The 24,787-nt window shown below is 55.7% G+C and carries 26 protein-coding genes and 1 other RNA gene; 6 read left to right on the top strand and 21 right to left on the bottom strand.

The genetic code is table 11. The features are described from left to right. Positions 1-33: 33 nt before the first annotated feature. The 14 genes from ftsH to ruvC all read right to left on the bottom strand — a co-directional run bounded on the left by ftsH (position 34) and on the right by ruvC (position 14,258). Positions 34-1,950, bottom strand: coding sequence for an ATP-dependent zinc metalloprotease FtsH (gene ftsH, locus ACVDG4_RS23115; RefSeq protein ID WP_133951456.1), 1,917 nt, complete (start codon positions 1,948-1,950; stop codon positions 34-36). A 181-nt stretch (positions 1,951-2,131) separates the two neighbouring features. Beyond that, positions 2,132-3,511: a tRNA lysidine(34) synthetase TilS gene (tilS, locus tag ACVDG4_RS23110; protein ID WP_447236822.1), complete on the bottom strand. Its 1,380-nt coding sequence runs from the start codon at positions 3,509-3,511 to the stop codon at positions 2,132-2,134. Next, positions 3,483-4,418: a tol-pal system protein YbgF gene (ybgF, locus tag ACVDG4_RS23105; protein WP_447236821.1), complete on the bottom strand. Its 936-nt coding sequence runs from the start codon at positions 4,416-4,418 to the stop codon at positions 3,483-3,485. Before ybgF ends, tilS begins: the two co-directional genes overlap by 29 nt. Positions 4,419-4,650: 232 nt before the next feature. Next, the gene (gene pal / locus ACVDG4_RS23100) at positions 4,651-5,136 is read right to left on the bottom strand and encodes a peptidoglycan-associated lipoprotein Pal (protein WP_209174799.1); all 486 of its coding nucleotides are present in this window, start codon (positions 5,134-5,136) and stop codon (positions 4,651-4,653) included. Between the two features lie 130 nt (positions 5,137-5,266). Then, entirely contained in the window at positions 5,267-6,616 is a 1,350-nt protein-coding gene (tolB, locus tag ACVDG4_RS23095) for a Tol-Pal system beta propeller repeat protein TolB (protein WP_209174800.1), read from the bottom strand. A gap of 46 nt (positions 6,617-6,662) precedes the next feature. Then, positions 6,663-7,604: a cell envelope integrity protein TolA gene (gene tolA, locus ACVDG4_RS23090; RefSeq protein WP_447236820.1), complete on the bottom strand. Its 942-nt coding sequence runs from the start codon at positions 7,602-7,604 to the stop codon at positions 6,663-6,665. A 6-nt stretch (positions 7,605-7,610) separates the two neighbouring features. Continuing rightward, complete coding sequence (locus tag ACVDG4_RS23085; RefSeq protein WP_040451020.1) at positions 7,611-8,063, bottom strand: ExbD/TolR family protein; 453 nt, start codon at positions 8,061-8,063, stop codon at positions 7,611-7,613. A gap of 3 nt (positions 8,064-8,066) precedes the next feature. Continuing rightward, on the bottom strand, positions 8,067-8,774 hold the full coding sequence (gene tolQ, locus ACVDG4_RS23080) for a protein TolQ (protein ID WP_133952038.1): 708 nt from the start codon (positions 8,772-8,774) through the stop codon (positions 8,067-8,069). A 270-nt stretch (positions 8,775-9,044) separates the two neighbouring features. Then, positions 9,045-9,506, bottom strand: coding sequence for a tol-pal system-associated acyl-CoA thioesterase (ybgC, locus tag ACVDG4_RS23075; protein WP_209179836.1), 462 nt, complete (start codon positions 9,504-9,506; stop codon positions 9,045-9,047). Between the two features lie 81 nt (positions 9,507-9,587). Next, the gene (locus ACVDG4_RS23070) at positions 9,588-11,699 is read right to left on the bottom strand and encodes a methyl-accepting chemotaxis protein (RefSeq protein ID WP_447236819.1); all 2,112 of its coding nucleotides are present in this window, start codon (positions 11,697-11,699) and stop codon (positions 9,588-9,590) included. 154 nt (positions 11,700-11,853) lie between these two features. Continuing rightward, positions 11,854-12,897 carry a Holliday junction branch migration DNA helicase RuvB gene (ruvB, locus tag ACVDG4_RS23065; RefSeq protein ID WP_306147788.1) on the bottom strand — a complete coding sequence of 348 codons (1,044 nt, stop codon included), beginning with the start codon at positions 12,895-12,897 and terminating at the stop codon, positions 11,854-11,856. Further along, a complete protein-coding gene (locus tag ACVDG4_RS23060; RefSeq protein WP_008196106.1) occupies positions 12,887-13,132 on the bottom strand; it encodes a hypothetical protein in 246 nt (81 codons plus the stop codon). The genes ruvB and ACVDG4_RS23060 overlap by 11 nt, the downstream gene beginning before the upstream one ends. Next, a complete protein-coding gene (gene ruvA, locus ACVDG4_RS23055) occupies positions 13,129-13,746 on the bottom strand; it encodes a Holliday junction branch migration protein RuvA (protein WP_447236818.1) in 618 nt (205 codons plus the stop codon). Before ruvA ends, ACVDG4_RS23060 begins: the two co-directional genes overlap by 4 nt. Next, the gene (gene ruvC / locus ACVDG4_RS23050) at positions 13,743-14,258 is read right to left on the bottom strand and encodes a crossover junction endodeoxyribonuclease RuvC (RefSeq protein ID WP_133951439.1); all 516 of its coding nucleotides are present in this window, start codon (positions 14,256-14,258) and stop codon (positions 13,743-13,745) included. Before ruvC ends, ruvA begins: the two co-directional genes overlap by 4 nt. Before the next feature lie 95 nt (positions 14,259-14,353). Between ruvC and ACVDG4_RS23045 the strand changes: the two genes are divergently transcribed. Continuing rightward, on the top strand, positions 14,354-15,115 hold the full coding sequence (locus ACVDG4_RS23045) for a sulfite exporter TauE/SafE family protein (protein WP_447236817.1): 762 nt from the start codon (positions 14,354-14,356) through the stop codon (positions 15,113-15,115). Here the strand turns inward: ACVDG4_RS23045 and ACVDG4_RS23040 are convergent. From ACVDG4_RS23040 to ACVDG4_RS23010, 7 genes are all read right to left on the bottom strand, one after another. Then, the gene (locus ACVDG4_RS23040) at positions 15,104-15,400 is read right to left on the bottom strand and encodes a MazG-like family protein (protein WP_447236816.1); all 297 of its coding nucleotides are present in this window, start codon (positions 15,398-15,400) and stop codon (positions 15,104-15,106) included. The genes ACVDG4_RS23045 and ACVDG4_RS23040 overlap by 12 nt on opposite strands. Before the next feature lie 79 nt (positions 15,401-15,479). Beyond that, positions 15,480-16,226, bottom strand: a complete 747-nt coding sequence (locus ACVDG4_RS23035) for a YebC/PmpR family DNA-binding transcriptional regulator (RefSeq protein WP_040451022.1) — start codon at positions 16,224-16,226, stop codon at positions 15,480-15,482. Positions 16,227-16,322: 96 nt separating this feature from the next. After that, complete coding sequence (locus ACVDG4_RS23030; RefSeq protein WP_447236815.1) at positions 16,323-17,150, bottom strand: TIGR00282 family metallophosphoesterase; 828 nt, start codon at positions 17,148-17,150, stop codon at positions 16,323-16,325. A 40-nt stretch (positions 17,151-17,190) separates the two neighbouring features. Beyond that, positions 17,191-17,769: a 5-formyltetrahydrofolate cyclo-ligase gene (locus ACVDG4_RS23025; RefSeq protein WP_447236814.1), complete on the bottom strand. Its 579-nt coding sequence runs from the start codon at positions 17,767-17,769 to the stop codon at positions 17,191-17,193. 55 nt (positions 17,770-17,824) lie between these two features. Beyond that, positions 17,825-17,979: non-coding RNA, 6S RNA (ssrS, locus tag ACVDG4_RS23020), on the bottom strand. Positions 17,980-18,068: 89 nt separating this feature from the next. Beyond that, entirely contained in the window at positions 18,069-18,446 is a 378-nt protein-coding gene (locus ACVDG4_RS23015) for a cell division protein ZapA (protein ID WP_409694358.1), read from the bottom strand. Positions 18,447-18,452: 6 nt separating this feature from the next. After that, the gene (locus ACVDG4_RS23010) at positions 18,453-18,731 is read right to left on the bottom strand and encodes a DUF4164 domain-containing protein (RefSeq protein ID WP_447236839.1); all 279 of its coding nucleotides are present in this window, start codon (positions 18,729-18,731) and stop codon (positions 18,453-18,455) included. A gap of 443 nt (positions 18,732-19,174) precedes the next feature. On the opposite strand from ACVDG4_RS23010, the gene tkt reads away from it, so the two are divergent. From tkt to ACVDG4_RS22985, 5 genes are all read left to right on the top strand, one after another. After that, positions 19,175-21,163 (top strand): transketolase, encoded by a 1,989-nt coding sequence (tkt, locus tag ACVDG4_RS23005; protein WP_447236813.1) that lies wholly within the window; start codon positions 19,175-19,177, stop codon positions 21,161-21,163. Between the two features lie 139 nt (positions 21,164-21,302). Beyond that, a complete protein-coding gene (gene gap, locus ACVDG4_RS23000) occupies positions 21,303-22,313 on the top strand; it encodes a type I glyceraldehyde-3-phosphate dehydrogenase (RefSeq protein ID WP_447236812.1) in 1,011 nt (336 codons plus the stop codon). A 103-nt stretch (positions 22,314-22,416) separates the two neighbouring features. Then, positions 22,417-23,040, top strand: a complete 624-nt coding sequence (locus ACVDG4_RS22995) for a LysE family translocator (protein WP_447236811.1) — start codon at positions 22,417-22,419, stop codon at positions 23,038-23,040. Between the two features lie 16 nt (positions 23,041-23,056). Continuing rightward, on the top strand, positions 23,057-24,250 hold the full coding sequence (locus tag ACVDG4_RS22990) for a phosphoglycerate kinase (RefSeq protein ID WP_447236810.1): 1,194 nt from the start codon (positions 23,057-23,059) through the stop codon (positions 24,248-24,250). 24 nt (positions 24,251-24,274) lie between these two features. Further along, positions 24,275-24,655 (top strand): VOC family protein, encoded by a 381-nt coding sequence (locus ACVDG4_RS22985; protein WP_447236809.1) that lies wholly within the window; start codon positions 24,275-24,277, stop codon positions 24,653-24,655. Positions 24,656-24,787: the final 132 nt, after the last annotated feature.

Here is a 24,787-nt window from a genome sequence, read left to right as displayed (position 1 = left end):
CCGGGCACTTTAATTGTTTAATAGAGGGGCGTCTTAGGCCTGAGGCTGAGGCTCCATGCCGCCGCTCGGCTCATCGCCGCCGCGCTTTGCGCCCGCTTTCGGCACCGCAGACGATCGACCGATCGGCTGATCGTCATCAGTGTCGCGCACCGGCGGCTTGCCATCGAGAAGATCCTTGATTTCATCGCCTGAAAGCGTCTCGTATTCGAGTAGACCTTTCGCAATGCTGTGCAACTGGTCCTCGTGATCACCAAGGATCTTCTTCGCTGTCTCATATCCCTGGTTAACAAAGGATTTGATTTCAGCGTCGACGATCTTCTGGGTCTCATCCGCAACGCTCTGGTTTTTCGCAACGGAATGGCCGAGGAAAACCTCTTCCTGGTTTTCGCCGTAGAGCAACGGACCGAGCTTGTCGGACATGCCGAATTGGGTTGCCATTGCGCGGGCAAGTTTGGTGGCCATCTGGATGTCGCCAGATGCACCTGAAGTCACCTTCTCATATCCGAAGATCATTTCCTCGGCGACGCGTCCGCCCATCGCTACGGCCAGGTCGGCCTTACACTTGGCGCGCGTCAACGACACCTGATCTTTTTCCGGCAACCGCATGACCATGCCAAGGGCGCGACCGCGCGGGATGATAGTCGCCTTATGGATGGGATCAGAAGCTTCCTGATGAAGAGCAACCAGAGCATGGCCAGCTTCATGGTAGGCAGTGAGCTTCTTCTCTTCCTCAGTCATCACCAAGGTGCGGCGCTCTGCACCCATCATGACCTTATCCTTGGCGTCCTCGAACTCGGCCATCGTGACCAAGCGCTTGGACCGGCGCGCCGCAAGGAGGGCAGCCTCGTTTACGAGGTTCATGAGATCGGCACCCGAGAACCCTGGTGTGCCGCGTGCCAGTGTGCGTACATCGACATCCGGAGCCAGTGGCACTTTACGCATGTGAACCTTGAGGATCTTTTCGCGGCCAGTCACGTCCGGGTTCGGAACAACAATCTGACGGTCGAAACGACCAGGGCGCAGAAGCGCAGGATCAAGAACATCCGGACGGTTGGTGGCCGCGATGATGATGATGCCCTCGTTCGGCTCAAAGCCGTCCATCTCGACGAGAAGCTGGTTGAGCGTCTGCTCGCGCTCATCATTACCACCACCAAGACCTGCACCGCGGTGACGGCCAACGGCGTCAATCTCATCGATAAAGATAATGCAAGGTGCGTTCTTCTTGGCTTGCTCGAACATGTCGCGGACGCGGCTTGCACCTACGCCGACAAACATTTCCACAAAGTCAGAGCCGGAAATCGTGAAGAACGGTACGTTTGCTTCACCTGCAACCGCTCGAGCGGTCAGGGTTTTACCAGTACCTGGAGGGCCTACCAGCAGCACGCCGCGCGGAATACGACCACCGAGCCGCTGGAATTTTTGCGGATCGCGCAAGAACTCGACGATTTCCTGCAGATCTTCCTTAGCTTCGTCGATGCCGGCAACGTCTTCGAATGTGACCCGGCCGTGCGCTTCGGTCAGCAGTTTAGCCTTGGACTTGCCAAAGCCCATGGCTTTGCCACCGGAGCCTTGCATCTGCCGCATCACGAAAATCCAGATGCCAAGAATGATCAGCATCGGAAGCCAAGAGAACAGCGCGCCGAGGAGCGGTGAACTTTCGGCCGGCGGACGCGCATTGATCAACACGCCTTTGGTGCGAAGTTCTTCGACATATTGCGCACCTTCGGGCGCATACGTCTGAAACGGACCCGTGGTCGAGCTGCCCGAGATCTTCTGTTCTTGAATTGTCACCGATCGCACATCGCCGCGATCGACTTTATTCATGAACTCGGAGAAAGCGATCTCGTCCGTTGCGCTGTTCTGTGTTGGGCTCTGAAACAGCTGGAACAAAGCGATCAGCAGGAGGGCGATTATCACCCAGAGCGCGAAGTTGCGAAAATGTGCGTTCATTTCTATCCCTTAACCGCCCGACGCGACTTTATTAGAATGCGCGCGGTTACATTTCTTTCAGCGAAGATAGGTCGCCCATAGCCCAATGCCAAGGTGGTGCGCCATATTGCGCATGCACACTGACTATTTTCTTAAGAGACACCCCTAACAGATGTTTGCGCCCGCGAAAACCGCGGAAATCCTAAGACCCCTCAAGATCTGTCCTATAGTTACCGGCCAATTTTGCCGGAACGGGGATCCGCTGAAGTGAAATTTCGTACCCGCCGCGCCGCGTATCGTGCCAAATCAAGGAGGCCGCAGAGCGAACACCCACCGGCCCGTTTCCGATCCAGAATACGGGCGCGCTTTCAAACGCCTCCTTGGGCCACCCATTTGGCCAGGAGATTTGCCGCCGGTCGACCGGCGCATTGAACAGCGGGCCCAGATTGACTGTCATACCGTTTGGCGGCGCCTCCTCGGCGGCTTGAACATCGAACAGAAAGCGGGCGTCCCATTTCCCTTCTCCGCAGAGGTTCTCAAGAACCACAGGCGGTGATCGGCCGATTTCTTTCCAAACAAATAGAGTATCCCGTTTCATTTCCAGAACGGCTCCACCCAATGTTTGGCGCCCCACCTTGTTGTTCAAAATCCAGTGATCGAGGGCTTCGATCTTCCGCAACTTCGGCTGATACACCCGGCCAGTCACCCGCTCGATCATGAGTATGAGCAAACGCAGCCTGAATTCTTCTGACTGAGCGCGAAACATCAGCGTCGAAATCTTGACCGGTCCTGCCGAATGTTCCTCGACATACTGACGAAAAAGCTCCGCTAGGACCGCTTCCAGAGCTTCGCGCGCACGCCTTAGTTGCCGTGCTGTTGTGGCAATCCGGCTCGGCGACAAACCCTCTTCAGCGAGACTGCTCGAAATCGACCGCAAACGGCTGCGCTTGTACTTCAAATTCTTATTTGAAGGATCTTCACACCATTTTTGACCTCGGTCTTCCAAGGTCGCCAAAAGACGGCTTTTGGGCACAGCGAGAAACGGGCGTAGCAAACGAAGACCGGCGGGTCCGTCAGGTTCATCTGATGCCATGGCGCCAAGCCCGTTCAATCCGCTCCCACGGGTCAAACGATCGAGAAACGTTTCAGCCTGGTCATCGAGATGATGCGCGAGAAGAACGGCTTCAAAACCCGACAGAGTTGTCTGTTTTGCGATCAGTTGGTATCGCGCGTCGCGCGCCGCCTCTTGGACACCTGTTCCCGGTTTGTTATCCGTCCATTTTAAAATATGGCAGTGCAAACCATGTTGTTCGCTCAATTCCCGAACAAAGCACGCTTCTTGAGAGCTTTCTGGACGCAGCTCGTGATCAACAACGACCACCTCGCAAGCACCTTCCCAGTTTTGTCTCGATCGCCATTCACAAAAGGCAATCAGCAGGCAAACTGAGTCTCCACCGCCAGAGACAGCAAGAGCAATCTTTGAAAAATTGTTTAATGAATGAAATAGTTGGTCAATTTCCCGGTCAGTAAGCCCGGAATAGGGATCCGGCTGGTTACGAACACTGGGCACTTTGGCGTTCATCCCGCGCTTGTGACAAAACCGCCGGCGCAGCATTTGGAAATTTGCTCAAGAGTTCGGAAAACGTCGCGCAAGCAACATCGGTTTCACCGAGCCCGCGCAGCGAAACTCCGAGTTTCAGCAAACTGTCCGGGCTTTTTGAATTGCCGGGATGATCCCGGTAGGTTTTCAAAAACGCGTCCGCAGCCTCGCGATAGTTCTGCTGGGCCAGGAGGCTTTCGCCGAGCCAATACTGCGCATTGGCCGCCAGCTGATTGTTTGGATAACTTTCCAGGAATGTGCGAAATCCGGCCTCAGCCGCAGCATAATCTCCATTCACTGCCATGGAATACGCGCGGTCGTAGTCCGTCCGCGGGTCTCCACTTCCAATGATACCGGCAATCTGGTCATCGTCTGTCGAAAACTCAGGGCTGGGTGTGGAGTCTGAAGCGGCTCCGGGTGGTACGACTTGACCTTGTGCCAGAGACGATAAATCAATCGGTCCGTTCGAAGGAACGCCTGTACCGGCTTCATATCCGCCCGATTGGGACCAATCTCCGTCTCCAGAGCCATCGGCAGGAAGGGTTGCAAATCCGCCGCCGGGTGCGACCAGGCTTCCAGACTGAGGTGTGCCATCCGGCGCCAGCCCAGGAGAAGCGTCCGACCGTTTGCCGGGGGTCCCACCTTCAAGTTGCTGAAAACGGTATTCGTTGTCTTCCTGCATCCGGCGCATTTGATCTTGCAATTCACGCATTTGAAACGCCATTTGCTCGAGTTGACCGGTCAAGACCCGAATTTGCTCTTCCAACTGTCCGATACGGACGCTGGAATCGTCATTCCGTTTTCCGAAAAGCTGCGCATGAGATGGCGTTGCCACTGAGATGAGCATTACGGCCAATACAGGGCATACCAGCCTGTAAAATTGTTTCATTCGTCCCTCCGCTGTGCAGCCACTTGTCATATACCAATACCGATAAATGGAAAGCCATCTGATTGGCAGGGGGAGGTTCTCACCCGTATGGCCGCACGCTGAATTCTAACGCAAATGGCGCTCCGAGTTCGGCCAAATTTTGACAAACAAACCGGGAAAGGGCGTGTTTTTGCTCCGGGCAATTAAAAACGCCGGGCTGAGCCCGGCGTTTTTAGCGTTATTCGGACACTGATCAGTTGGTCGCGTTGTTCAGCACGGTCACTGCCCGCCTGTTCTGAGACCAGCAGCTGTTGTCGTTACAAACGGCAACTGGCCGTTCTTTGCCATACGAAATCGTTTTGATCCGGGAGGCAGAAACACCCTGGGATACCAGGTAATCGCGGGCGGCCTGCGCACGCCTTGCACCAAGTGCGATGTTGTATTGGCGCGTACCGCGCTCATCAGCATGGCCTTCCACGGTAATCGTGTACTGCGAGTACCGTTGAAGCCACTTTGCCTGGTTGGCAAGCGTGGCCTGCCCCTGCGAATTCAGGGTAGATTGGTCTTCTTCGAAGAACACCCGGTCCCCGACATTCACCACGAAATCCTGCCCGGTCCCCGGCTTGACGTTGGTCGCCAGCCCGTCCGGCTTGGTTTGCGCGCACGCTGCGGCAAATAGGACTGCAAAACAGACTGCAATCCACCGTGCCCCGTTGGAGGCACTCACCATATTGAACATTCCTGTCTCCTTACCCCAGCCCGCTAAACCGGCTTTCCAAATGCGCCCCCACATTTTGGTAAACGCTTTCTAGCCAAAGTCGGTTAATGCGCTCTCAATAAGGCTGGTAAACACTTCGTTATTCGTTGTCTCAGTCGATCAATGGCGACCAAGACGGATCTGATGCAAATGCCGGTGTTTCCAGCCTTTGTTCATTGTAGCCGGTCAAATCGACGGTCCAGACCTGCGGACCTCCGTTTGCGCCCGGCGTATCACGGAAGAACACCAGAACCCGGCCATTCGGAGCCCAGGCTGGTCCTTCGTTGTGATATCCCTCTGTCAGAATCCGCTCGCCTTTTCCGTCAGGCCGCATCACACCGATCATGAACCGGCCCTGGTGCTGCTTGGTAAAAGCAATCAGGTCGCCCCGTGGAGACCAGACCGGTGTCGAGTAGCGCCCCGGGCCGAAGGAAATCCGCTGAGCCTGGCCGCCAGCTGCACTCATTACATAAAGCTGCTGTGAGCCCCCCCGATCGGATTCAAAAACGATACGGCCGCTATCCGGAGAGAAAGACGGGCTGGTATCAATGGCGGCTGTGTTGGTCAAGCGGGTCGTCTGCCGCGACCGCAAATCCATTTTGAAGATGTTTGCGTTGCCACCCTGCTGCAAGCTCATGACCACGCTCTGTCCATCGGGTGAAAACCGCGGCGCAAAGGTCATCCCCGGAAAATTGCCCACGATCTCGCGCTGCCCGGTCTCGATGTTCAAGAGGTACACACTTGGATCCGCACCTGCATAAGACATGTAGGTGATTTCCTGGCTCGTCGGCGAAAAACGCGGTGTCAAAACCAAATCATCACCCCGGGTGAGGTACCGAACATTCGCGCCGTCCTGATCCATCAGTGCCAAGCGTTTTACGCGCTTGTCTTTCGGCCCCGTCTCGTCGACAAACACGATGCGCGTGTCAAAATAGCCTTTTTCGCCGGTGAGACGCTCGTAAACGGCATCCGCAATGATATGGGCGAGCCGCCGCCAGTTTTCCGGTGTCGTATAGAACTGTTGCCCAAGCATCTGCTCTGCCGCAAAGACATCCCAAAGCCGGAATTCAGCGCGCAAGCGGCCATCCGCCTGCTTTGTCACGGTTCCCGTCACAAGCGCCTGTGCACTGATCGTACGCCAATCCCCAAAGCGCGGGGTGGAATTCACGCTCATGTTCTTCTGTATGAAGCTCGCTGGATCGAGAGGATTAAAGAGACCGGACCGTTTGAGATCCGCCGCAATCACCGCGGTCATGTCGGCGGCCAGTTTGCTGTCGCCACCTTCTGCAGAGAACTGCGGCAAGGCAATTGGCAGCGGTTCGACATTCCCTTGAGTGATGTCGATTTCAACCAGCGCAGCGGCCGGGATCGGACTGAGTACTGCTAGGAGTGCAACAAACCCACCGCGGACGCGGGCCGAGGACCCGACGAACCCTAAAAAATGTTTCCAAATCTGACGCATGAGCAATACAGCTCCTTCACCTTTGGGTTCCGACTGCGAAATCGGCTTAGCCCCCGAGCATCTCTCTCGGGTCAAAATTGATAATCACTTCCTGCCACGCATCATATTTCGCAATTGGCAGGCTGTATGGCTGGCAGCGCATCACAGCACGGACCGCACTGCTTGCTGCTGCGCGGAAGGCCGGATTTGCATTGGAATTCATGACTTCCGGACCATTGGACACTTCGCCGTTCTGCGACAGGTTGAAACGAACCCGCACATTCAGATCTTCCGCACCCACTGCCCCAACAGGAGGGCTCCAACACATGGCAACTTGGGAGCGTAACGCATCCAACTCCGATTGGGTCATGCGGATGTTCGGCGCGCCTTGCCGTGTTCCCAGCGATGCAGGCGTATCAGGTTGTCCCCCGGCCTGGCCGGCTGGCTCCACCTTGTTGAGAAGGGCCGCAACGTCGTTGACGATAGATTCATCCCTTGGCTCCTGTCGCTGCGGCCGTGGCGGTGCCGGTTTTGTCCTTGGTGCAACGCTTGTCAGAATCGGCTGTACAGCCGGTGCGGCTTCCTGCTGAGGTACAGGCTCCGGTTCAGGAGCCGGCTCTGGCTCAGCAGCTGGTACCGGTTCGGGCGCAGGTGCAGGTTCCGGGGCATCTTCAGGCTCTGCGACTGGTTCCGGTTCAGGCGGCGTCGGAGTTGGCGCTGGCGCCGGCGTGGGAGGCGACGGCTGCTGAACTTGACTGTCACCAGGTTTGTCGTTCGGTTGCGGGGTGTCGTCAGCCGGTGTATCGCTCGGCTGCAGCGCCGCAACGTCCCGAACTTCAGCCGTTTTCTCACCTAAGCGAAGCTGCGTAAATTCCTCGATTGGAACGAGATCCACCGGCAGCGTTTCGACTTGAGGAACGGAAAAACTCTTTGCGTCCGGAAAGGCTATCAAGCCCCAGACCAAAAAGACCGAGTGACCGGTCAAAGACGCAATGAGACCTGCGCGCATTCTGCGTTACGAGTCCCGTTCTTCCAGAGTGACAAGGCCGAGCCGTTTAAAGCCAGCCGCGTTGATCCGGCCCATGAGTTTCATCATGGTGCCGTAATCAGCATCCTGATCTCCACGCACGTAGATGCGTTCTTCGTACCCGTTGGCCGCAATCGCCTCCAATTTGGGAACGACCTCATCAATGAGGATCGGAGTATCCTGAATAAAAATTTCGCCTGCCGAATTGATGGAAATCGTTATCGGCTCGGTGTCCCCTTCAAGGGCCTTCGCACGTGTCTCCGGCAGGTCAATCGGCACACCGACTGTCAACAAAGGTGCTGCGACCATGAAAATGATGAGCAGCACCAGCATCACATCGACGAAGGGTGTGACGTTGATCTCACTTATCGGAAGACTGCGCCGCCGGCGCCGTCCACGGCGGCCGCCACCTGCTTGTCCACCACCGGCCTGCATGCCCATGGATCAGGCCCTCTCGTCGATCTGCCGCGACAAGATCGCGGAGAACTCGTCAGCAAAGCCTTCCATACGAGCAACCGCCCGGCCGACATCCGAGGAGAATTTGTTGTATGCGATAACCGCAGGAATGGCGGCCAGAAGACCCAGAGCCGTCGCAAATAGAGCTTCCGCGATACCGGGAGCCACGACCGCAAGGTTCGTGCTCTCAGACGCCGCGATCGCCTGGAATGCAGTCATGATGCCCCAAACGGTTCCGAACAGTCCGATGAACGGAGCAGATGACCCAACGGTCGCTAGGATCAGCAACCGGTTTTCCAGCCGCTCCTGCTCGCGCTGGATTGTGACATCCATAACGCGGTCGATCCGTTGCTGAAGGCTTCCAATCGCCGGGCGCGCGCCCTCATGACTGCGCTTCCATTCCCGCATGGCCGCAACAAACAGCGCTGCCATGGAATGGTTCACACGATTGTGCAGCGTTCCGTAAAGCTCTTCCAAGGACTGACCCGACCAGAACACGGTTTCGAACCGGTTCATTTGCCGTTTTGTCTTTCCGAAAATCATGATCTTGTCGACAATGATTGCCCAGCACCAAACCGATGCAGCAAGCAGTCCCAACATTACGATCTGTACGACAATGTGCGCTTGCCAGAACAAGCCATAGAAAGAAAGGTCGCCTTTCGGCGCCGCCAATGTCGTTTCGACTAGTGTTTCCATAAACCCGATGACCTCTCGGCCGAATGATGCGTGTTGCATTCAGAGTACCGGCGCCCCGATTGCACCGATCACGGGGGAATTCGCCCCTATTCGCCGACCGCTTCTCTGACGTTTGATTTTGTCAAAACTGGGACTTATTGCGCGCAATTGCGCGCTTTTCTAAAAGAATCAATTAAGGTTACTGCAAGATTAACGCGACCCGATCGAACCGCTTATTTTTGCCGCTGGCGCGCTCAATTATGCGTCAGCGTTTGCCCGCGAACAGCCAAGTCAGTCTTGCTCAGAAGGCCTGTGTTTTAGCAGCTTCTCCGAAAGGGCTGACGGAAGACGAGTCGGCCGACCTTCAGATGAAATGACAGCAACGGTCACTGCCGCCGACACAAGCAGTTCATCACCTCTGTAAATGAGTTGATCAAGCTTGATCCTGGCGCCCTTATACTCGGCTAGAGACGTCTGCACTTCCAGGACATCATCGATCTTCGCAGGTTTCTGGAAATCCAAGGTCATTGTGCGCACGGCAAAAGCCAGCGATGTGCCATCGTCCCCTTCTGCCAACTCACTGTGGTGAATACCGATCAGCCTCAAAAAGTCGGATCGGGCCCGCTCAAAGAAACGGACATAGGCACCGTGGTAGACGATCCCTGTGAAATCGGTGTCCTCATAGTAGACGCGTACGGGCAGAACGTGACCGCTTTGGTCCAAACGGCCTGCGAGATCCGGCCAATCACTCACCATTTAGTCTCCACAAATCCAAAAAGGGCTCTCCGATCTAAAAACCGGAAAGCCCATGACTCTATTGATTTAGGAAGACGGTCAGGCCGCTGCAACCTCATTGAGGAATTTTTCGACAGATCCTCTCAAGCGATCTGCCTGCTGTTTCATCTCGATCGTCGCGGACAACATATCGTCAACTGCTCGAGAATTCTCGGTCACACCATCGTTGAGGGACGCAACCGTGGTGGCAACAGAACGGGTCCCGTCGGCAGCTTCGGCGACGTTTCTGGAAATTTCGTTCGTCGCAGCGCCCTGTTGCTGTACCGCATCCTGGATGGTGGATGTGTACTCATTGACTTCTCCAACGGACTCCGAAACACGCGCGATTTCTGCGACCGCCTCTGTGGTCGACGCCTGAATGGCTGCAATCTGCGTTGAAATCTCTTCAGTCGCCTTGGCCGTTTGCCCCGCAAGCGACTTCACTTCAGAAGCAACAACAGCAAACCCGCGGCCCGCCTCACCAGCGCGTGCGGCCTCAATCGTCGCATTGAGTGCCAGCAGATTGGTCTGTTCGGCAATCTCGGAGATCAGGGAGACAACGTCACCAATCCGGTTGGCAGCTTCAGCCAACCCAGAAATTTTACCGTTAGACACCTGCGCAGCAGTGGTTGTTTGAGCCACGATGCCAGCCGTGGTTTCGACCTGGCGGGAAATTTCTGAAATCGAAGCATTGAGCTCTTCTGTTGCAGAGGCAACGGCCTGCACATTTGCAGACGCGTTTTCGGACGACACCACAGCGGTTTGTCCTTCGTCTGCTGCAGCTCCAGATCGCTCGCGCAATTCTGCTGTGACGGCCTCAACCCGGCCGATATTGGACTCCACCAACTCTAGAACGCCTTGGGCTTCTGCGCGGAAACCATTGATCAACGCATCGATATGTTTCTCGCGCTTTTCGCGAGCAATGTGGCCGACTTTCCGTTCAGCAGCCAACCTCTCGCGCTCCACCGAGTTGTCTTTGAAGACTTCAATACAGCGCGCCATCTCGCCGATCTCATCCGAGCGTTCGGTCGCATGCACAGGGACTTCAAGATCACCGTCTGCAATTTGCCGCGCTGCCGCAGATAGTCCTTGGAGCGGGGCAAACATCCGGCCTGTTACCCACCAGATGACACCAACGATTGGGACCAGGCACAAGAACCCGGAGATGACCGCGCCATAGGTAATCCGGTCGGCAGCAGCAGACAGCTTGGTCTGGAGAACAGCATCCACAATCCCGTAAGGCATGTTTGCGAATGAGGCGTCAGCTTCCGCATACCGATAGTCGTTTCCATCCAAAACAAGTGTTTCATTGCCCGCATAGACCGTTTGCTTGTCGTGGACAACTTCAGCAGCCCCTGCCGCGTCCAGACCGACCAACTGCCCGGCAGTGTCAATCAGGAATACCTTTTCGCCATCTTCAAGTTCACCAGATCCGCTGACCAGGTTTGCGAAGTTTGCCATGTTCACAGAGAAGGCCGCGGCACCAAAAAAACGGTCGAGATAGAAAACCGGTGTAGCGATGATCATGGAAACTTTGCCGTCTTCGCCGGTCATGAACCCTGATGTAAAGATCTGACCCGCTTCGATCGTCTCATTCGCCACCGCATCGAACAGTGGGCTGAATGCGATTTGTACAGGGTGCCCGGAGATCTCAGCATCGCCGATGTGAAACGCGAACTCATCGCCTTTGGCATAAGTATAGGTAATTACACCATCCGGAGTTGCCAGCGCTACATCCGAGAACACGCCCTGGCTGACCAGATCCTGGAAGATCGGGTGCACCACTTTGTGGTTGTTTGTGTACTGGTTCCCTTCCGCAGGCTCGATCAGCAAGTGCCGCTCTTCCGGAGAATGCGGGTTGTTGGTGACGTAGATCCCGCGCAGGATCGCGTTCTGGCCTTCTTTGAGGTTCTTCCAGCCAACCAGCGTTTTCATCAGGCTGTTCTTGGCATCTTCGAGCGATGCAAAGAACTTGGCGCTGTCAGCTGCCTGACCCAAGGCGAGTTCAGCGACTTTCAATTTCGCCTTTGTTCCGCTTTGCAAAGCGGCATCCGCCTGACCATTGGCCACATCACGCGAAAGCGTCGATGTAACTGTGACAATCGCGATGCACATTGTGAGTGCACCGGCCAAGAACATAACAGCAAGTTTAGTTGAAAGCCGCTTACGCATAGGTCCCCCCAGAATTCGAGCGAACCCTAGGAAAGAATCGGAAATTATTGGTTAACTAGTAAAAATCCCTACCGTTAAAACTGCAGACATCTTTAGAAGCATTTGCTCCAGTGCAAATGTCTGCCGAAACCTCGAAGAACGCTCAGTTTAAGGGTCACGGATCAGAATCGAGGAACAAACCCATTTGCGGCCCATCCGGCCGCGACGGCACGGCAAGACCAAGATGCGAGAATGCGGTTGGCGTCAATATGCGTCCACGCGGTGTCCGCTGCAAAAATCCGTTTTGTATTAGGTAGGGTTCCACGATTTCTTCAATCGCGTCGCGCGGCTCCGATAAGGCGGCTGCGATGGTCTCGATCCCAACCGGGCCACCGCCGAAGTTGACGGCGATCTGATTGAGATAACGCCGATCCAGGCTATCGAGCCCGGCGCCATCGACCTCCAGCTGCCGCAAGGCCTTGTCCGCCAAGGCTCGGTCGACCTTCTCAGCACCTTCAAAAACTGCAAAGTCCCGAACCCGGCGCAGCAGGCGACCCGCGATCCGGGGCGTTCCGCGGGACCGTTTTGCGATCTCATGGGCGCCGTCTTCGGCCATTCCGATCCCGAGGATGGATGCACCGCGTTTGACGATGTGCTCCAGCTCCGGCACCGTGTAGAACTCCAGACGCACCGGAATACCAAACCGGTCGCGCAGAGGCGTTGTGAGAAGTCCCAGACGTGTGGTGGCTGCAACCAGTGTGAATTTCGCAAGATCAATCTTTACTGAGCGTGCGGCTGGCCCCTCTCCGATGATCAGATCCAGCTGATAGTCTTCCATTGCAGGATAAAGGACTTCCTCAACGGCCGGATTGAGTCGATGGATCTCGTCAATAAAGAGAACGTCGCGCTCTTCCAGATTTGTCAGCAGAGCTGCCAGGTCACCCGCCTTGGCAATGACCGGGCCGGAAGTCGCCCGGAAGTTCACGCCAAGTTCGCGCGCCATGATCTGGGCAAGGGTTGTTTTGCCGAGCCCGGGAGGCCCGACGAACAAGACGTGGTCCAACGCTTCCCCACGCGCCTTGGCCGCACCAATGAAGACCTTCAGATTCGCACGGGCTTGCGCCTGACCGACGAAGTCATCAAGCGCTTGCGGGCGCATTGTGCTGTCGATCTCATCGCCCCGGATTTCCGGAGAGACGATGCGCTGGTCATCCGACATGGCTGACCACCACGAACAACAAGACGAGTAGGAACAGAGAGTAGGCGACTCGGATAGCATAGAATTTCCGGAACTGTTTCCGGACAAAAGGATCATCGGTCTCGATCCGGCGCCCCTTGATCGCAAACGGCCGGTCACCAACCGTCAGAGAAAACCGATGATCCAGATACATGATCCCGCCGATCCCGAGCACGACGAAAGAAATCGCAATAACGGCATAGGTAAAAACAATCATCCCGCGAGCTCCTTCAGCCCAAGACGTATCAAGATTTCCGTTGTCGCATCTTCGCCTGCAGACTGCATCGCCTTGGCAACAGCGGCACTTGCTTGAGGTTGCCCATAACCAAGATTTGTCAAGGCCGATACGGCCTCTGCCACCGGACGAGCCGCCACATTGTCCGCTACCGTTTGAGAGACAGCAATCGTATCATGATCAATGTTCGCAAGGCCGGGCGCCTTGTCTTTCAACTCGCTCAGGATCCGTTCTGCAACCCGTTTACCCACACCTGGCGCACGTGAGATTGTAGCCTTGTCGCCCAGCGCGATGGCATTGGCAACTTCACTCGCTTTCAAGATCCCGAGTATTCCCAGCGCAACCTTCGCGCCGACACCTTGCACCGTCATCAGGATGCGGAACCATTCCCGTTCGGATTCCGCTGCAAATCCGTAAAGGCGGATCATGTCTTCGCGCACGATTGTGTCGATAAACAGAACGGCTGCTTCCCCAGCCCGCGGCAGCGCTTGCAAAATCCGGGACGGGCAATGCACCTGGTACCCGACGCCATGAACATCAAGGATCACGTGATCCTCTCCATAGCTGTCGATTGTTCCCTTCAGTTTCCCGATCATGCAGCCCCCAAGGCTTTGAGTTGCGCAGCTGTGCTCGCCCGGTGCTGGGCATGACAGATGGCAATCGCAAGTGCATCTGCTGCGTCATCTGAATTGAAAGTCGCCCGTGGCATCAAGACCTTCACCATGGCCCGGATCTGTTCTTTTTCCGCGTGCCCGGTCCCAACCACGGTTTTCTTCACCAGGTTCGGAGCATATTCCGCGACCGATAGCCCGGCCAGCGAAGGAACAAGAAGCGCAACGCCGCGCGCTTGACCGAGCTTCAGAGTTGCCCCTGCATCCTTGTTGACAAAGGTGTGCTCGACGGCGGCCTCTGCCGGATTGTGCTGACGCACAACAGCGGTCAACCCGTCATGCAACTCGACCAGGCGCTCTGCAAGGCTCTTCTTGTTATCGGAAGTCACCGTCCCTGAGGCAATGAAGGAGAGCCGGTTTCCAGCCGCCTCGATCATGCCCCACCCGGTCCGCCGGAGGCCGGGGTCAATGCCCAGCAATCGAATCGCATGTGTCATGGAACAAATCGGTAACAAAACTTGCCCATTGACGCCAGCTAAAGCGCTGCTTACGAACATTTCCCACAGCGCCTTTCCGCAAATTGCGAGATTGCATGTTCAACATTCTGGCGTCTTTTTCCCCGCAGTTGCTGGTTTTTCTGGCGGTGATCCTGTTTGTTGCCGGGTATATCCGAGGCTTTGCAGGATTTGGCGCAGGAATGATTTTCATGCCGGTCGCCGCAAGTGTGATGCTCCCCTCAACGGCGGCCGCCACATTCCTCTTTATCGACAGCATCGTCTCCTTACCTCTGGTCCGCCGGGCGATCCATTTGTGTGACTGGTCGACGGTGCTTCCTGCAGTGATTGGATCTGTCCTATTTGTCCATGCCGGAGCGTGGCTTCTGGCGACTATGGATGTATTGACCTTGCGTTGGATAATAAGTGCTGTCGTCGCAGGCACCCTGGCGCTCGTGGTGTCCGGTTGGCGCTATCAGAAAAACCCAACACCTCAGGTTTCATTTGGCGTTGGAGCAGTGTCCGGAGTTCTGGGCGGTGTCTCACAGGTCTCAGCACCGCCAGTTGCTGCTTTCTGGCTTTCTGGCAGGAACGACACACCAGTCATCCGCGCCAACCTCATTATGTTTTTCCCGCTGGCAAGCATAGGAACATTTGTCGCCTACATACTGAATGGATTTTTCACGGTTGAGGTCGCCCGGCTTCTCGTCCTCGCCATACCGGTATACGGAATAGCGCTTTATCTCGGGTCCAAGGGCTTTACCGGTTCAAATCAGCGGACATACAGATGGATCGCAAACCTGCTCATCGCCATTGCAGCCATTACCAGCCTGCCACTACTAGACCCCCTACTCCGTTAGTTTCGCCTGCCACTTGGCAGACTTTTCTCGCATCAAACGGTCTAGTTCTGCCGAAAACTCTTCTGAAGTTTCGCACGTTTGAGCCAAAACACTTAAGGCAACCAATGCCGCATCGGCCGCTTCCTCTCGCACATCCTGAAGGGTATGCGCCTTATAGGCACTTCCGGGCGCATCGGTGACTGAAAGCACGGCCTCGGCCAACTCGCCGGTCTCCTCGGACAGTTTCAAGGTGCGCTGAAGGAGAGACTTCGGATCCGCTTGAGTGAGTTCAAAAATCTGGAACATATCGCTGAGCTTTGGGGTCAGTGATCAAAAAGAAAAACCCCGGAAAATCCGGGGTTTGACAATCGGTGCTTCGACGGCCTTAAGAAGCCAGTTCTGCCATGGTTTCTTCATCAACATCGAAGTTGGTGTAGACGTTCTGAACGTCATCATCGTCTTCCAACATGTCGATCAGTTTCATCAGCGTTTGGGCCTTGTCGGCATCTACCGGCGTCAGGTTCTGCGGCTTCCAAATGATTTTTGTGGAGTCTGCTTCGCCCAGCGCCTCTTCCAATGCCTTTGCGACATCGTTCAGATCTTCAAATGCTGTGTAGATCGTGTGTCCGTTTTCATCGGATTGAACGTCTTCAGCACCAGCTTCGATGGCCGCTTCAAGAACAGCATCCGCCTCGCCAGCTTCCGGCTTGTAGATGATCTCGCCAACACGGTCGAACATGAAAGACACAGACCCGGTTTCGCCAAGAGACCCGCCACACTTGGTGAAGTAAGAGCGAATGTTGGACGCCGACCGATTGCGGTTATCTGTCAGGGCTTCAACGACAACAGCAACTCCAGCCGGACCGTAACCCTCATAGCGGATTTCGTCATAACTTTCAGCATCACCAGCTTGCGACTTGTTAATCGCGCGCTGAATGTTGTCTTTCGGCATGGACTGAGCTTTGGCGTTGTTCACCGCCAGGCGCAAACGCGGATTGGAGTCCGGATCAGGGTCTCCCATCTTCGCTGCGACAGTAATTTCCTTGGACAGTTTGGAGAACATCTTGGAACGAACGGCGTCCTGACGTCCCTTGCGGTGCATGATGTTCTTGAATTTTGAATGGCCTGCCATGGCTCTTCTCGGCTCTCAGTCGGATTTGCTTTTAACGAAAACTGCGCCGCTTATATGCAAGTTGGCGCGGAAAATCCAGTTCCTGAAAATTCGGAACTAGCTTGCGGCCCAGAATGGCGGCAGGACCGGCTCAAGACGCCCGCCAATTCTGACCGGCGCAATCGCTTGGGCCAGTCCGGTCCGATCATCTGTTTCGATCGCTACGCCACAAATGGTCGCGGCACCTGTCGCCGGCGTGAATCTGGAGCCAGGGATCTTGCGCTGAAAGCGATTGACCGGCTCTTCCTTATCCATGCCCAGCACGCTGTCATATGCACCGCACATGCCGGCATCCGACATGTAGGCCGTGCCGTTTTCCAAAATCTGATGATCTGCCGTCGGAACATGTGTATGCGTGCCAACCACCAGGCTGACCCGGCCGTCCAGGAAATGGCCCATCGCCTGTTTCTCGCTGGTGGCTTCCGCATGAACATCAATAATAATGGCATCAGCGACATCCCCAAGCGGACAGTCGCTGACGACCTTGTCTATTGCCGCAAACGGATCATCGAGTGCATCCATATAGACACGTCCCATGACGTTCGCGACCATGACCTGGGCGCCATTTCGCGCCGTAAAAAGATGCGCACCGCGGCCAGGCGTCCCGGCCGGATAGTTGACCGGCCGCAGCAATCGGTCCTGACGTTCGATGTAGACAAGTGTATCCCGCTGGTCCCACACATGGTTGCCGGTAGTCACAACATCTGCACCAGCATCCAGAACATCTTGCAGGATCGCTTCGGTTATGCCGAAACCGGATGCTGAGTTTTCACCGTTGACGATGACAAAATCGAGCTGCTGTTCTTCTACCAGGTCCGGCAGTTGTTCAATGACTGCCGTTCGGCCGACACGGCCTACCAAATCCCCCAGAAAAAGAATACGCATCAAACCTCACAGAACGCCGACTTTGCCAAACGGCCATCCATTAGCAGAACGATCGGTAGCCGTCTTCCGTTAATATCCCGGCGAGGGGTTTGTCGTGCTCTTCTGCCGGGACAAGCTCCACCTCCTGCAAGGCAAACGCAAGGCCAATGCAAAGAAGCGGCCCTGATTTCTCAAGAGCAGAGATCGCGGTGTCATAATGGCCTTTGCCGTACCCGATCCGATTGCCGTCCCGGTCAAACCCCGCAAGCGGCATCAACAGAACATCCGGGCGCAGCTCCTCTGCATCTGATCCAGGTGCCATTGTGCCAAATCCGGCATCTTCCATTGCACAGCCCCGGTCCAGCTTCCTGAAAATCAAATGAGGGTCTGCGACAACCGGCAAACACAAGGTATGGCCGTTTTGACGAAGACGGTCTAGCAGCGGACGCGGATCAATCTCGTCCCGGATCGGCCAAAAGCCTGCGACAATTGCCCCCTCCGGGATCGGGAGATCAGAAACGTGATCGGCAAGCGCCAAGCTTTTCTCGATCCGCACGACCTCGGCCATAGCCTTGCGGCGCGCCAAAGCTTCCTTGCGGAGCTGATGTTTTTCGTCTGCGAGTGAAAGATTTGAAGTCATGGGCGCTCACATCATCTGTTTTGACCGGCCCGGCTTGAACGAGACATGCTCAAACTGCGTAGCCACCCGACCGTTGGATGTGCAATCCCGGAGAACCTACAAAGTAGGTGGGCGCCGTATGCAACGGACCACGGCCCAAAGCAGGGACAGCTCCCTAAGGAATGCGTAAGGCCCCGGGGATAAGTGTCCTGACAAATCGGGCAGCCACGATTACCGCATATAGAGGCACGCCTGCGCAATTACCAGTGCGGCGCCGCGTTGATCACAAACGAAGTCTTGGACAAGGCGGATTTGGCCGCTCAGTCATTGGCCGTTCGCAGGCTCTTCGTAAGTCCGTCGGCAAGGCTTTCGATGCGCGCCGCAGCAGTGTTTACGGCTCTCGAAAGATCCTGTTCATTCTGGCTCATGTTATTGAGGGCAGCCACTTGCTGATCTTTGGCTGCCGCCAACTCCTGTTCCAGCCGTGTAACTTTACGTTCCAGTTCCGACAACTGATCGGTTGCCATGATGCCGGCCATCACAGTCAGGCGCTGATCACCGATCTCACCAAAGGCCGATTTGAGCTCGCCAATCCAGCCATCGAACCGCGCAGCCAACCCTTCGAGCCGTTGCTCTTCGCCATCATCACACGCCATCCGAAAGGACTTGCCATTGATGGTTACGCTAATCTGAGCCAAACCGCATCAGCCTCCGTGGGTGTCCAAAACGCTGCGGATCGTTTCCATGGCCGTTACCAACCGGCGGGAAACATCTTTGTTGGCATCTTCAAGCCGGGACGCGCGCGCTTCACTTTCGTCCAAAGAGGCAGCCAACTGAGACCTGTCCTCTCCCATGCGCTGAAGGTCATCCTGAAGGGAATTGAGAGAACGGTCTGCATCCAAGCGGCGCTGGACGGCAGTCTCCAACTGGCCGAGGGCGGATTCAAGGCGCTTTACGGCATCGGACAGGCTCGTCTTTTCCATGACATCGACTTCCGCCATATAAAGCGTCACCTCAATCCCTCTTGGAGCGGTTTTTGCCGCTTTGTGTTATGCGTTACCCTCAGCGTAGCTTTTCGCATAAAAAAAGCAGCGTCCGCAAACAACCAGCGGGTTTCGCGCTTTCCCTGGCAACCTGATAAATCAAAAAAGGTAAATCTGGCTCCGGCAGCTGAGATTAGGTGCACCATATTCTTCCCGTCAATGGCACCATTGTTAGTTTCCTCAATTCGATAACCCCCAAATGCGGAATTTATTCCCTCTTTCGCTATTCAGGGCTTTATTGACTCGCTGACCGTTCCTGATATTTGTCTGGCGCCTGATCGGAACTGACAACAGTTGCCTTTAAAGAAACAACGCACCTCACAACTCCACGCCGGACGGTCCACGCTGGCGATAGGGGCTCTAACGCAAGCGACGGGACAACGATGAGCGATCTTGAAAAACACCAGCGCATGGCAAGTGCAATCCGCTTTCTTGCCATTGATGCCGTGGAACAGGCCAAATCCGGACACCCTGGATTGCCAATGGGCGCGGCCGATATCGCCACTGTCCTATTTACAGAATTTCTGAAATTTGATCCGACCGCGCCGAACTGGGCTGACCGTGACCGGTTTGTGCTTTCTGCTGGTCACGGATCCATGTTACTCTACAGCCTGCTATATCTGCTCGGCTATGAAGACTTCCCGCTCGAAGAGTTGAAAAACTTCCGTCAGCTTGGTGCAAAGACCGCCGGTCACCCGGAGTTTGGTCATGGTGCGGGTATCGAAACGACCACAGGCCCACTGGGTCAGGGGCTCGGCAATGCCGTCGGTATGGCGATCGCGGAGCGCTTGCAAGAAGAGCGTTTCGGCAAGGATCTCGTCAATCACTATACCTACGTTCTGGCCGGCGACGGTTGCTTGATGGAAGGCATCAGCCAGGAGGCCCTGTCGCTCGCAGGTCACCTGAAACTGAACAAATTGATCGTGATCTGGGATGACAACGGCATCTCGATCGACGGGGCCGTCAGCATCACGGACTCCACGGATCAGGTTGCCCGTTTTGCTGCTTCTGGATGGAACACGCTGAATGTCGACGGGCACGACCCTGATGGCATCGCGGCTGCAATCCGGCAGGCACAGGCCAGCGACAAACCAACACTGATCGCAGCGAAAACAACCATCGGCTTCGGCGCCCCGACAAAGGCCGGTACGGCCAAGGTACACGGCGCTCCCCTCGGCTCCGAGGAAATCGCAGGTACCCGCGAAACACTGAACTGGCCGCATGAGCCGTTTGAGGTTCCAAGCGATATTCTGGACGCCTGGCGAATTGCCGGCCTTCGTTCAGCCCACGCTCACAAGGATTGGCAGAAACGCTTCAACGATGCGGACACCGAAACCCGCGCCGAATTTGAACGCCGCAATCGCGGTGATCTTCCGGCAGGATTTGAGCAGGCGGTCCTAGACTACAAGAAAAAGCTTGCCGAAGAACAGCCGACAATGGCAACGCGCAAAGCGTCCGAGGCTGTTCTTGGAATCATCAACGGCGTTATCCCGGAAACAATCGGTGGTTCTGCCGATCTGACCGGGTCCAACAACACCAAAACGGCCCAGACCAACCCGGTCACCCCGGAGGACTTCTCAGGCCGCTACATCCACTACGGCATTCGCGAACACGGCATGGCAGCCGCGATGAACGGCATGGCCCTGCATGGCGGCCTGATCCCCTATTCCGGCGGGTTCCTTATTTTCTCCGACTACTGCCGTCCGTCGATCCGCCTCGCAGCATTGATGAACCAGCGCGTCATTCACGTCATGACGCACGACTCCATCGGTCTGGGTGAAGACGGCCCGACCCACCAGCCGGTTGAACACTTCGCAGCCCTTCGGGCGATCCCGAACCTAACGTTCTTCCGTCCCGCTGATATCACCGAGACACTGGAATGCTGGCAATTGTCGCTGGAGAACAAGGATGGACCGTCCGTTCTTGCCCTGACACGCCAAAACCTGCCATCTCAGCGCAAAACTTATGAAGAGAAGAACCTGAGCGCAAACGGCGCCTACGTTCTGATCGAAAGCGAAGATGACGCTGCGGTCACGATCTTTGCTTCAGGCTCTGAAGTCGAAATCGCCGTCGACGCCCACAAGGAACTGGTGGACTCAGGTGTTGCCGCTCGCGTTGTTTCCGTGCCGAGCTTCGAGCTCTTCGAAGCACAGTCTGCAGATTACAAAGAGGCCGTCATCGGCTCCAGTCCGGTCAAGATTGCCGTCGAGGCCGGCATCCGTATGGGGTGGGACCGGTTTATCGGCAATGACGGTCTGTTCATTGGCATGACCGGGTTTGGTGCCAGCGCGCCTTACAAGGAATTGTACGAGCACTTCGGCATCACGAAGGATGCTGTAGTTGCTGCGGCCAAGGAAAAGCTCAACGCTTGATGTAACGTTTCCCGGCAGCGCAGCGTCTCCGCAGCCTGCCGGGATTTTTTTGGCGTTTATTTTGCCTTTAAATCGATTAGATATAGTAGCCTTTGGATAGGCGCAGGGCCTAAACTGGCCCCAAATGCGGGAGAAAACTATGGTAACCAAGGTAGCAATCAACGGCTTTGGCCGTATCGGCCGCAACGTTCTGCGCGCCATTGTCGAATCTGGCCGCACTGACGTTGAGGTCGTCGGCATCAACGATCTCGGCCCGGTCGAGACCAACGCTCACCTGCTGCGCTACGATTCCGTCCACGGCAAATTTCCGGCAACGGTCACAGTTGACGGTGACACGATTTCCATCGACGGCGGCAAACCGATCAAGGTCACCGCGATCCGCGACCCGAAAGATCTTCCCTGGGGAGAACTGGGTGTCGACATCGCCATGGAATGCACAGGCATTTTCAATTCGAAGGACAAGGCTGCCGCACACCTCGATGCTGGCGCAAAGCGCGTCCTCGTATCTGCACCGGCGTCTGGCGCCGACAAGACGGTTGTTTACGGCGTCAACCATGACACGCTGACGGCTGAAGACCTTGTCGTTTCCAACGCATCCTGCACCACCAACTGTCTGGCACCGGTCGCCAAGGTCCTGCACGATTCCGTCGGCATCGAAAAAGGCATGATGACGACCATTCACTCCTACACCGGTGACCAGCCGACATTGGATACGATGCATAAGGATCTTTACCGCGCCCGCGCTGCAGCCATGTCCATGATCCCGACATCAACCGGTGCAGCGAAAGCTGTCGGTCTCGTCTTGCCAGAACTGAACGGTAAGCTGGACGGCTTCGCAATGCGCGTTCCAACCCCAAATGTTTCTGTGGTTGACCTCAAGTTCATCGCCAAACGCGACACTACTGTTGAAGAAATCAATGCTGCAGTCAAAGCGGCAGCGGGCGGAGCACTCAAAGGCGTGCTCGGCTACACTGAAGACAAGAACGTCTCCATCGACTTCAACCACGACCCGCACTCGTCGATCTTCCATATGGATCAGACCAAGGTCATGGACGGGACAATGGTGTCGGTGCTGTCCTGGTATGACAACGAGTGGGGCTTCTCCAACCGGATGGCGGACACGGCCATCGCCATGGCAAAACTGATTTAAAACATGGTCTGGATGGGCAGCCATCTGCTATGACATATAGGCGGATGCAGGTCTCCTGCATCCGCTTTTTGTTTGCTTAAAACATCCAACCTTGGGGGCACGCTTGCTCGAGCTTTTCACTGTAATTTCACTGACGATTGTTGTTGCCATTGTTCCCGGCCCCGACTTCGCCGTTGTTCTTCGCAACGCGCTCATCGGTGGTCGTTTGGCCGGTATCATGACCGCACTTGGCATCGCCCTCGCCTTAGGCGTTCACGTTACCTACGCCCTCGCCGGAATTGGCCTCATCGTCTCGCAGTCCATTTTTCTCTTTAATGCACTCAAGCTCATCGGCGCAGCATATCTGGTGTTTCTAGGTATCACCATGTACCGGACAGCTTCAAGGGAAATGCCGGCAGACAGCGCGCTTGCTGGTATGCCCCCGCTAAAGGCTCTGCGCTGGGGTTTCTTCACCAACGTGACCAATCCCAAGGCGACAATGTTCGCTCTCAGCGTCTTTCTGCAGGTCACCTCCCCGGAAACAGCGCTTTGGACCAAGGTCAGCTATGGCGTGATCATGGCAAGCGGCGTATTCCTTTGGTTCGTGCTCGTCACTTTCTTCTTCACGCTGCCGCCAGTGCGCCAGCAATTCATCCGCGCAAAACTCTGGATGGAACGGTCCTTCGGCGTTCTCTTGACCCTTTTCGGGATCGGTATCGCTGTTACAACCAGTTCAACCCGCCCCTGACAACTAGGTGGATCTCATGACTTTCAAGACACTCGACGACATCACCGATCTTGCAGGCAAACGTGTCCTTGTTCGCGTTGACCTCAATGTTCCGATGGACAATTACAAAGTCACCGACACAACCCGTATCGAACGGGTTCTACCGACAATCAAAGAACTCTCCGAGAAAGGCGCCAAGGTCATTCTGCTCGCGCATTTTGGCCGACCGAAAGGTGAAAAGGTCAAGGAAATGTCCCTTGCGCCGGTCACACGAGCCGTTTCTGATTTGCTTGGCAAGACCGTTGGCTTCGCGGAAGACTGCATCGGCCCCTCGGCGGCCGGCGCGGTTGCGGTCATGCAAAACGGCCAGGTTCTTATGATGGAAAACACACGTTTCCACAAAGGCGAAGAAAAGAACGATCCGGAGTTTGCAAAAGCGCTCGCCGCCATTGGCGACATCTATGTGAATGATGCGTTTTCCGCCGCTCACCGGGCGCATGGTTCGACGGAAGGCATCGCCCAGCTGCTTCCGGCATATGCAGGCCGCACGATGCAGGCAGAGCTAGTAGCACTCGGCTCCGCGCTTGGTGAACCCGTCCGCCCTGTTCTGGCTGTTGTAGGCGGGGCTAAGGTGTCGTCCAAAATCGACCTTCTGGAGAACCTCGTTGCCAAAGTGGACATGCTGGTGATTGGCGGTGGTATGGCCAACACTTTCCTGGCAGCCAAAGGCGTAAATGTCGGCAAGTCGCTGTGCGAACATGACCTCGCGGACACGGCAAAGAAGATTATGGCTGCTGCGGAGACCGCTGGCTGCGAAATCGTGCTGCCAGTCGATGCCGTTGTCGCCAAGGAGTTCAAGGCAGGCGCGAACAACGAAACCGTGTCGGTGGACGCTATACCAGCGGATGGCATGATCCTAGATGTTGGCGCGGCGTCCGTTGAGGTGGTGAAGTCGAAAATCGACGCTGCCAAGACCCTCGTCTGGAATGGCCCCCTCGGTGCTTTTGAAATCGCCCCGTTTGATATTGCGACTGTGGAGGCTGCCAAACACGCTGCCGAGAACACCAAATCCGGCAAACTGAATTCTGTTGCCGGTGGCGGTGATACGGTGGCAGCCCTCAATCATGCAGGAGCTGCAAGCGATTTCTCTTATGTATCGACCGCAGGCGGTGCATTCCTTGAGTGGCTTGAAGGCAAGGAACTGCCGGGCGTCAAGGCTTTGGAGAGCTGATCTACATCGCTTCGGGAGATTGAAATGCAACGTGCTTTCACAAACATCCTGACAGAAGAGGTCGCGGTCACCGCGGCCTTTTATCAGAAGCTCTTTGGTTACGCGGCGAAGTTCTCTTCTGACTGGTTTGTAAACCTGGAGGCCCCTGATCAAACGGGCTTGGAGCTCGGCATACTTCTCACAAGCCATGAGATTGTGCCGGAGGCCGCTCGACATCAACCCGCAGGCATCATCTTGACGTTTGTCGTTGATGATTGCGATGCGGTTCACAACAGAGCATTGGAGTTGGGTGCCAACATCATCGAAGCGCCGCGCGACATGCAATATGGACAACGCCGGATGATCTTGAGCGATCCATCAGGAACAATCATTGATGTGAGCTCACTGATCCAGGCTGGCAGCTGAGTTCATAAAAACCACCTCATTTAATTCACAGGTCAAATTAATCACAACCGGGTAGAAACCGGCATCACCTTGAAATTAAATTGATTTAAGAAACCTCTCGCCCCTTTTCCTCTGCCGGATTCTTGATAGAAC

The organism is Roseibium sp. MB-4 (assembly GCF_053005265.1).
This window is presented reverse-complemented; position numbering and strand designations above follow the sequence as displayed.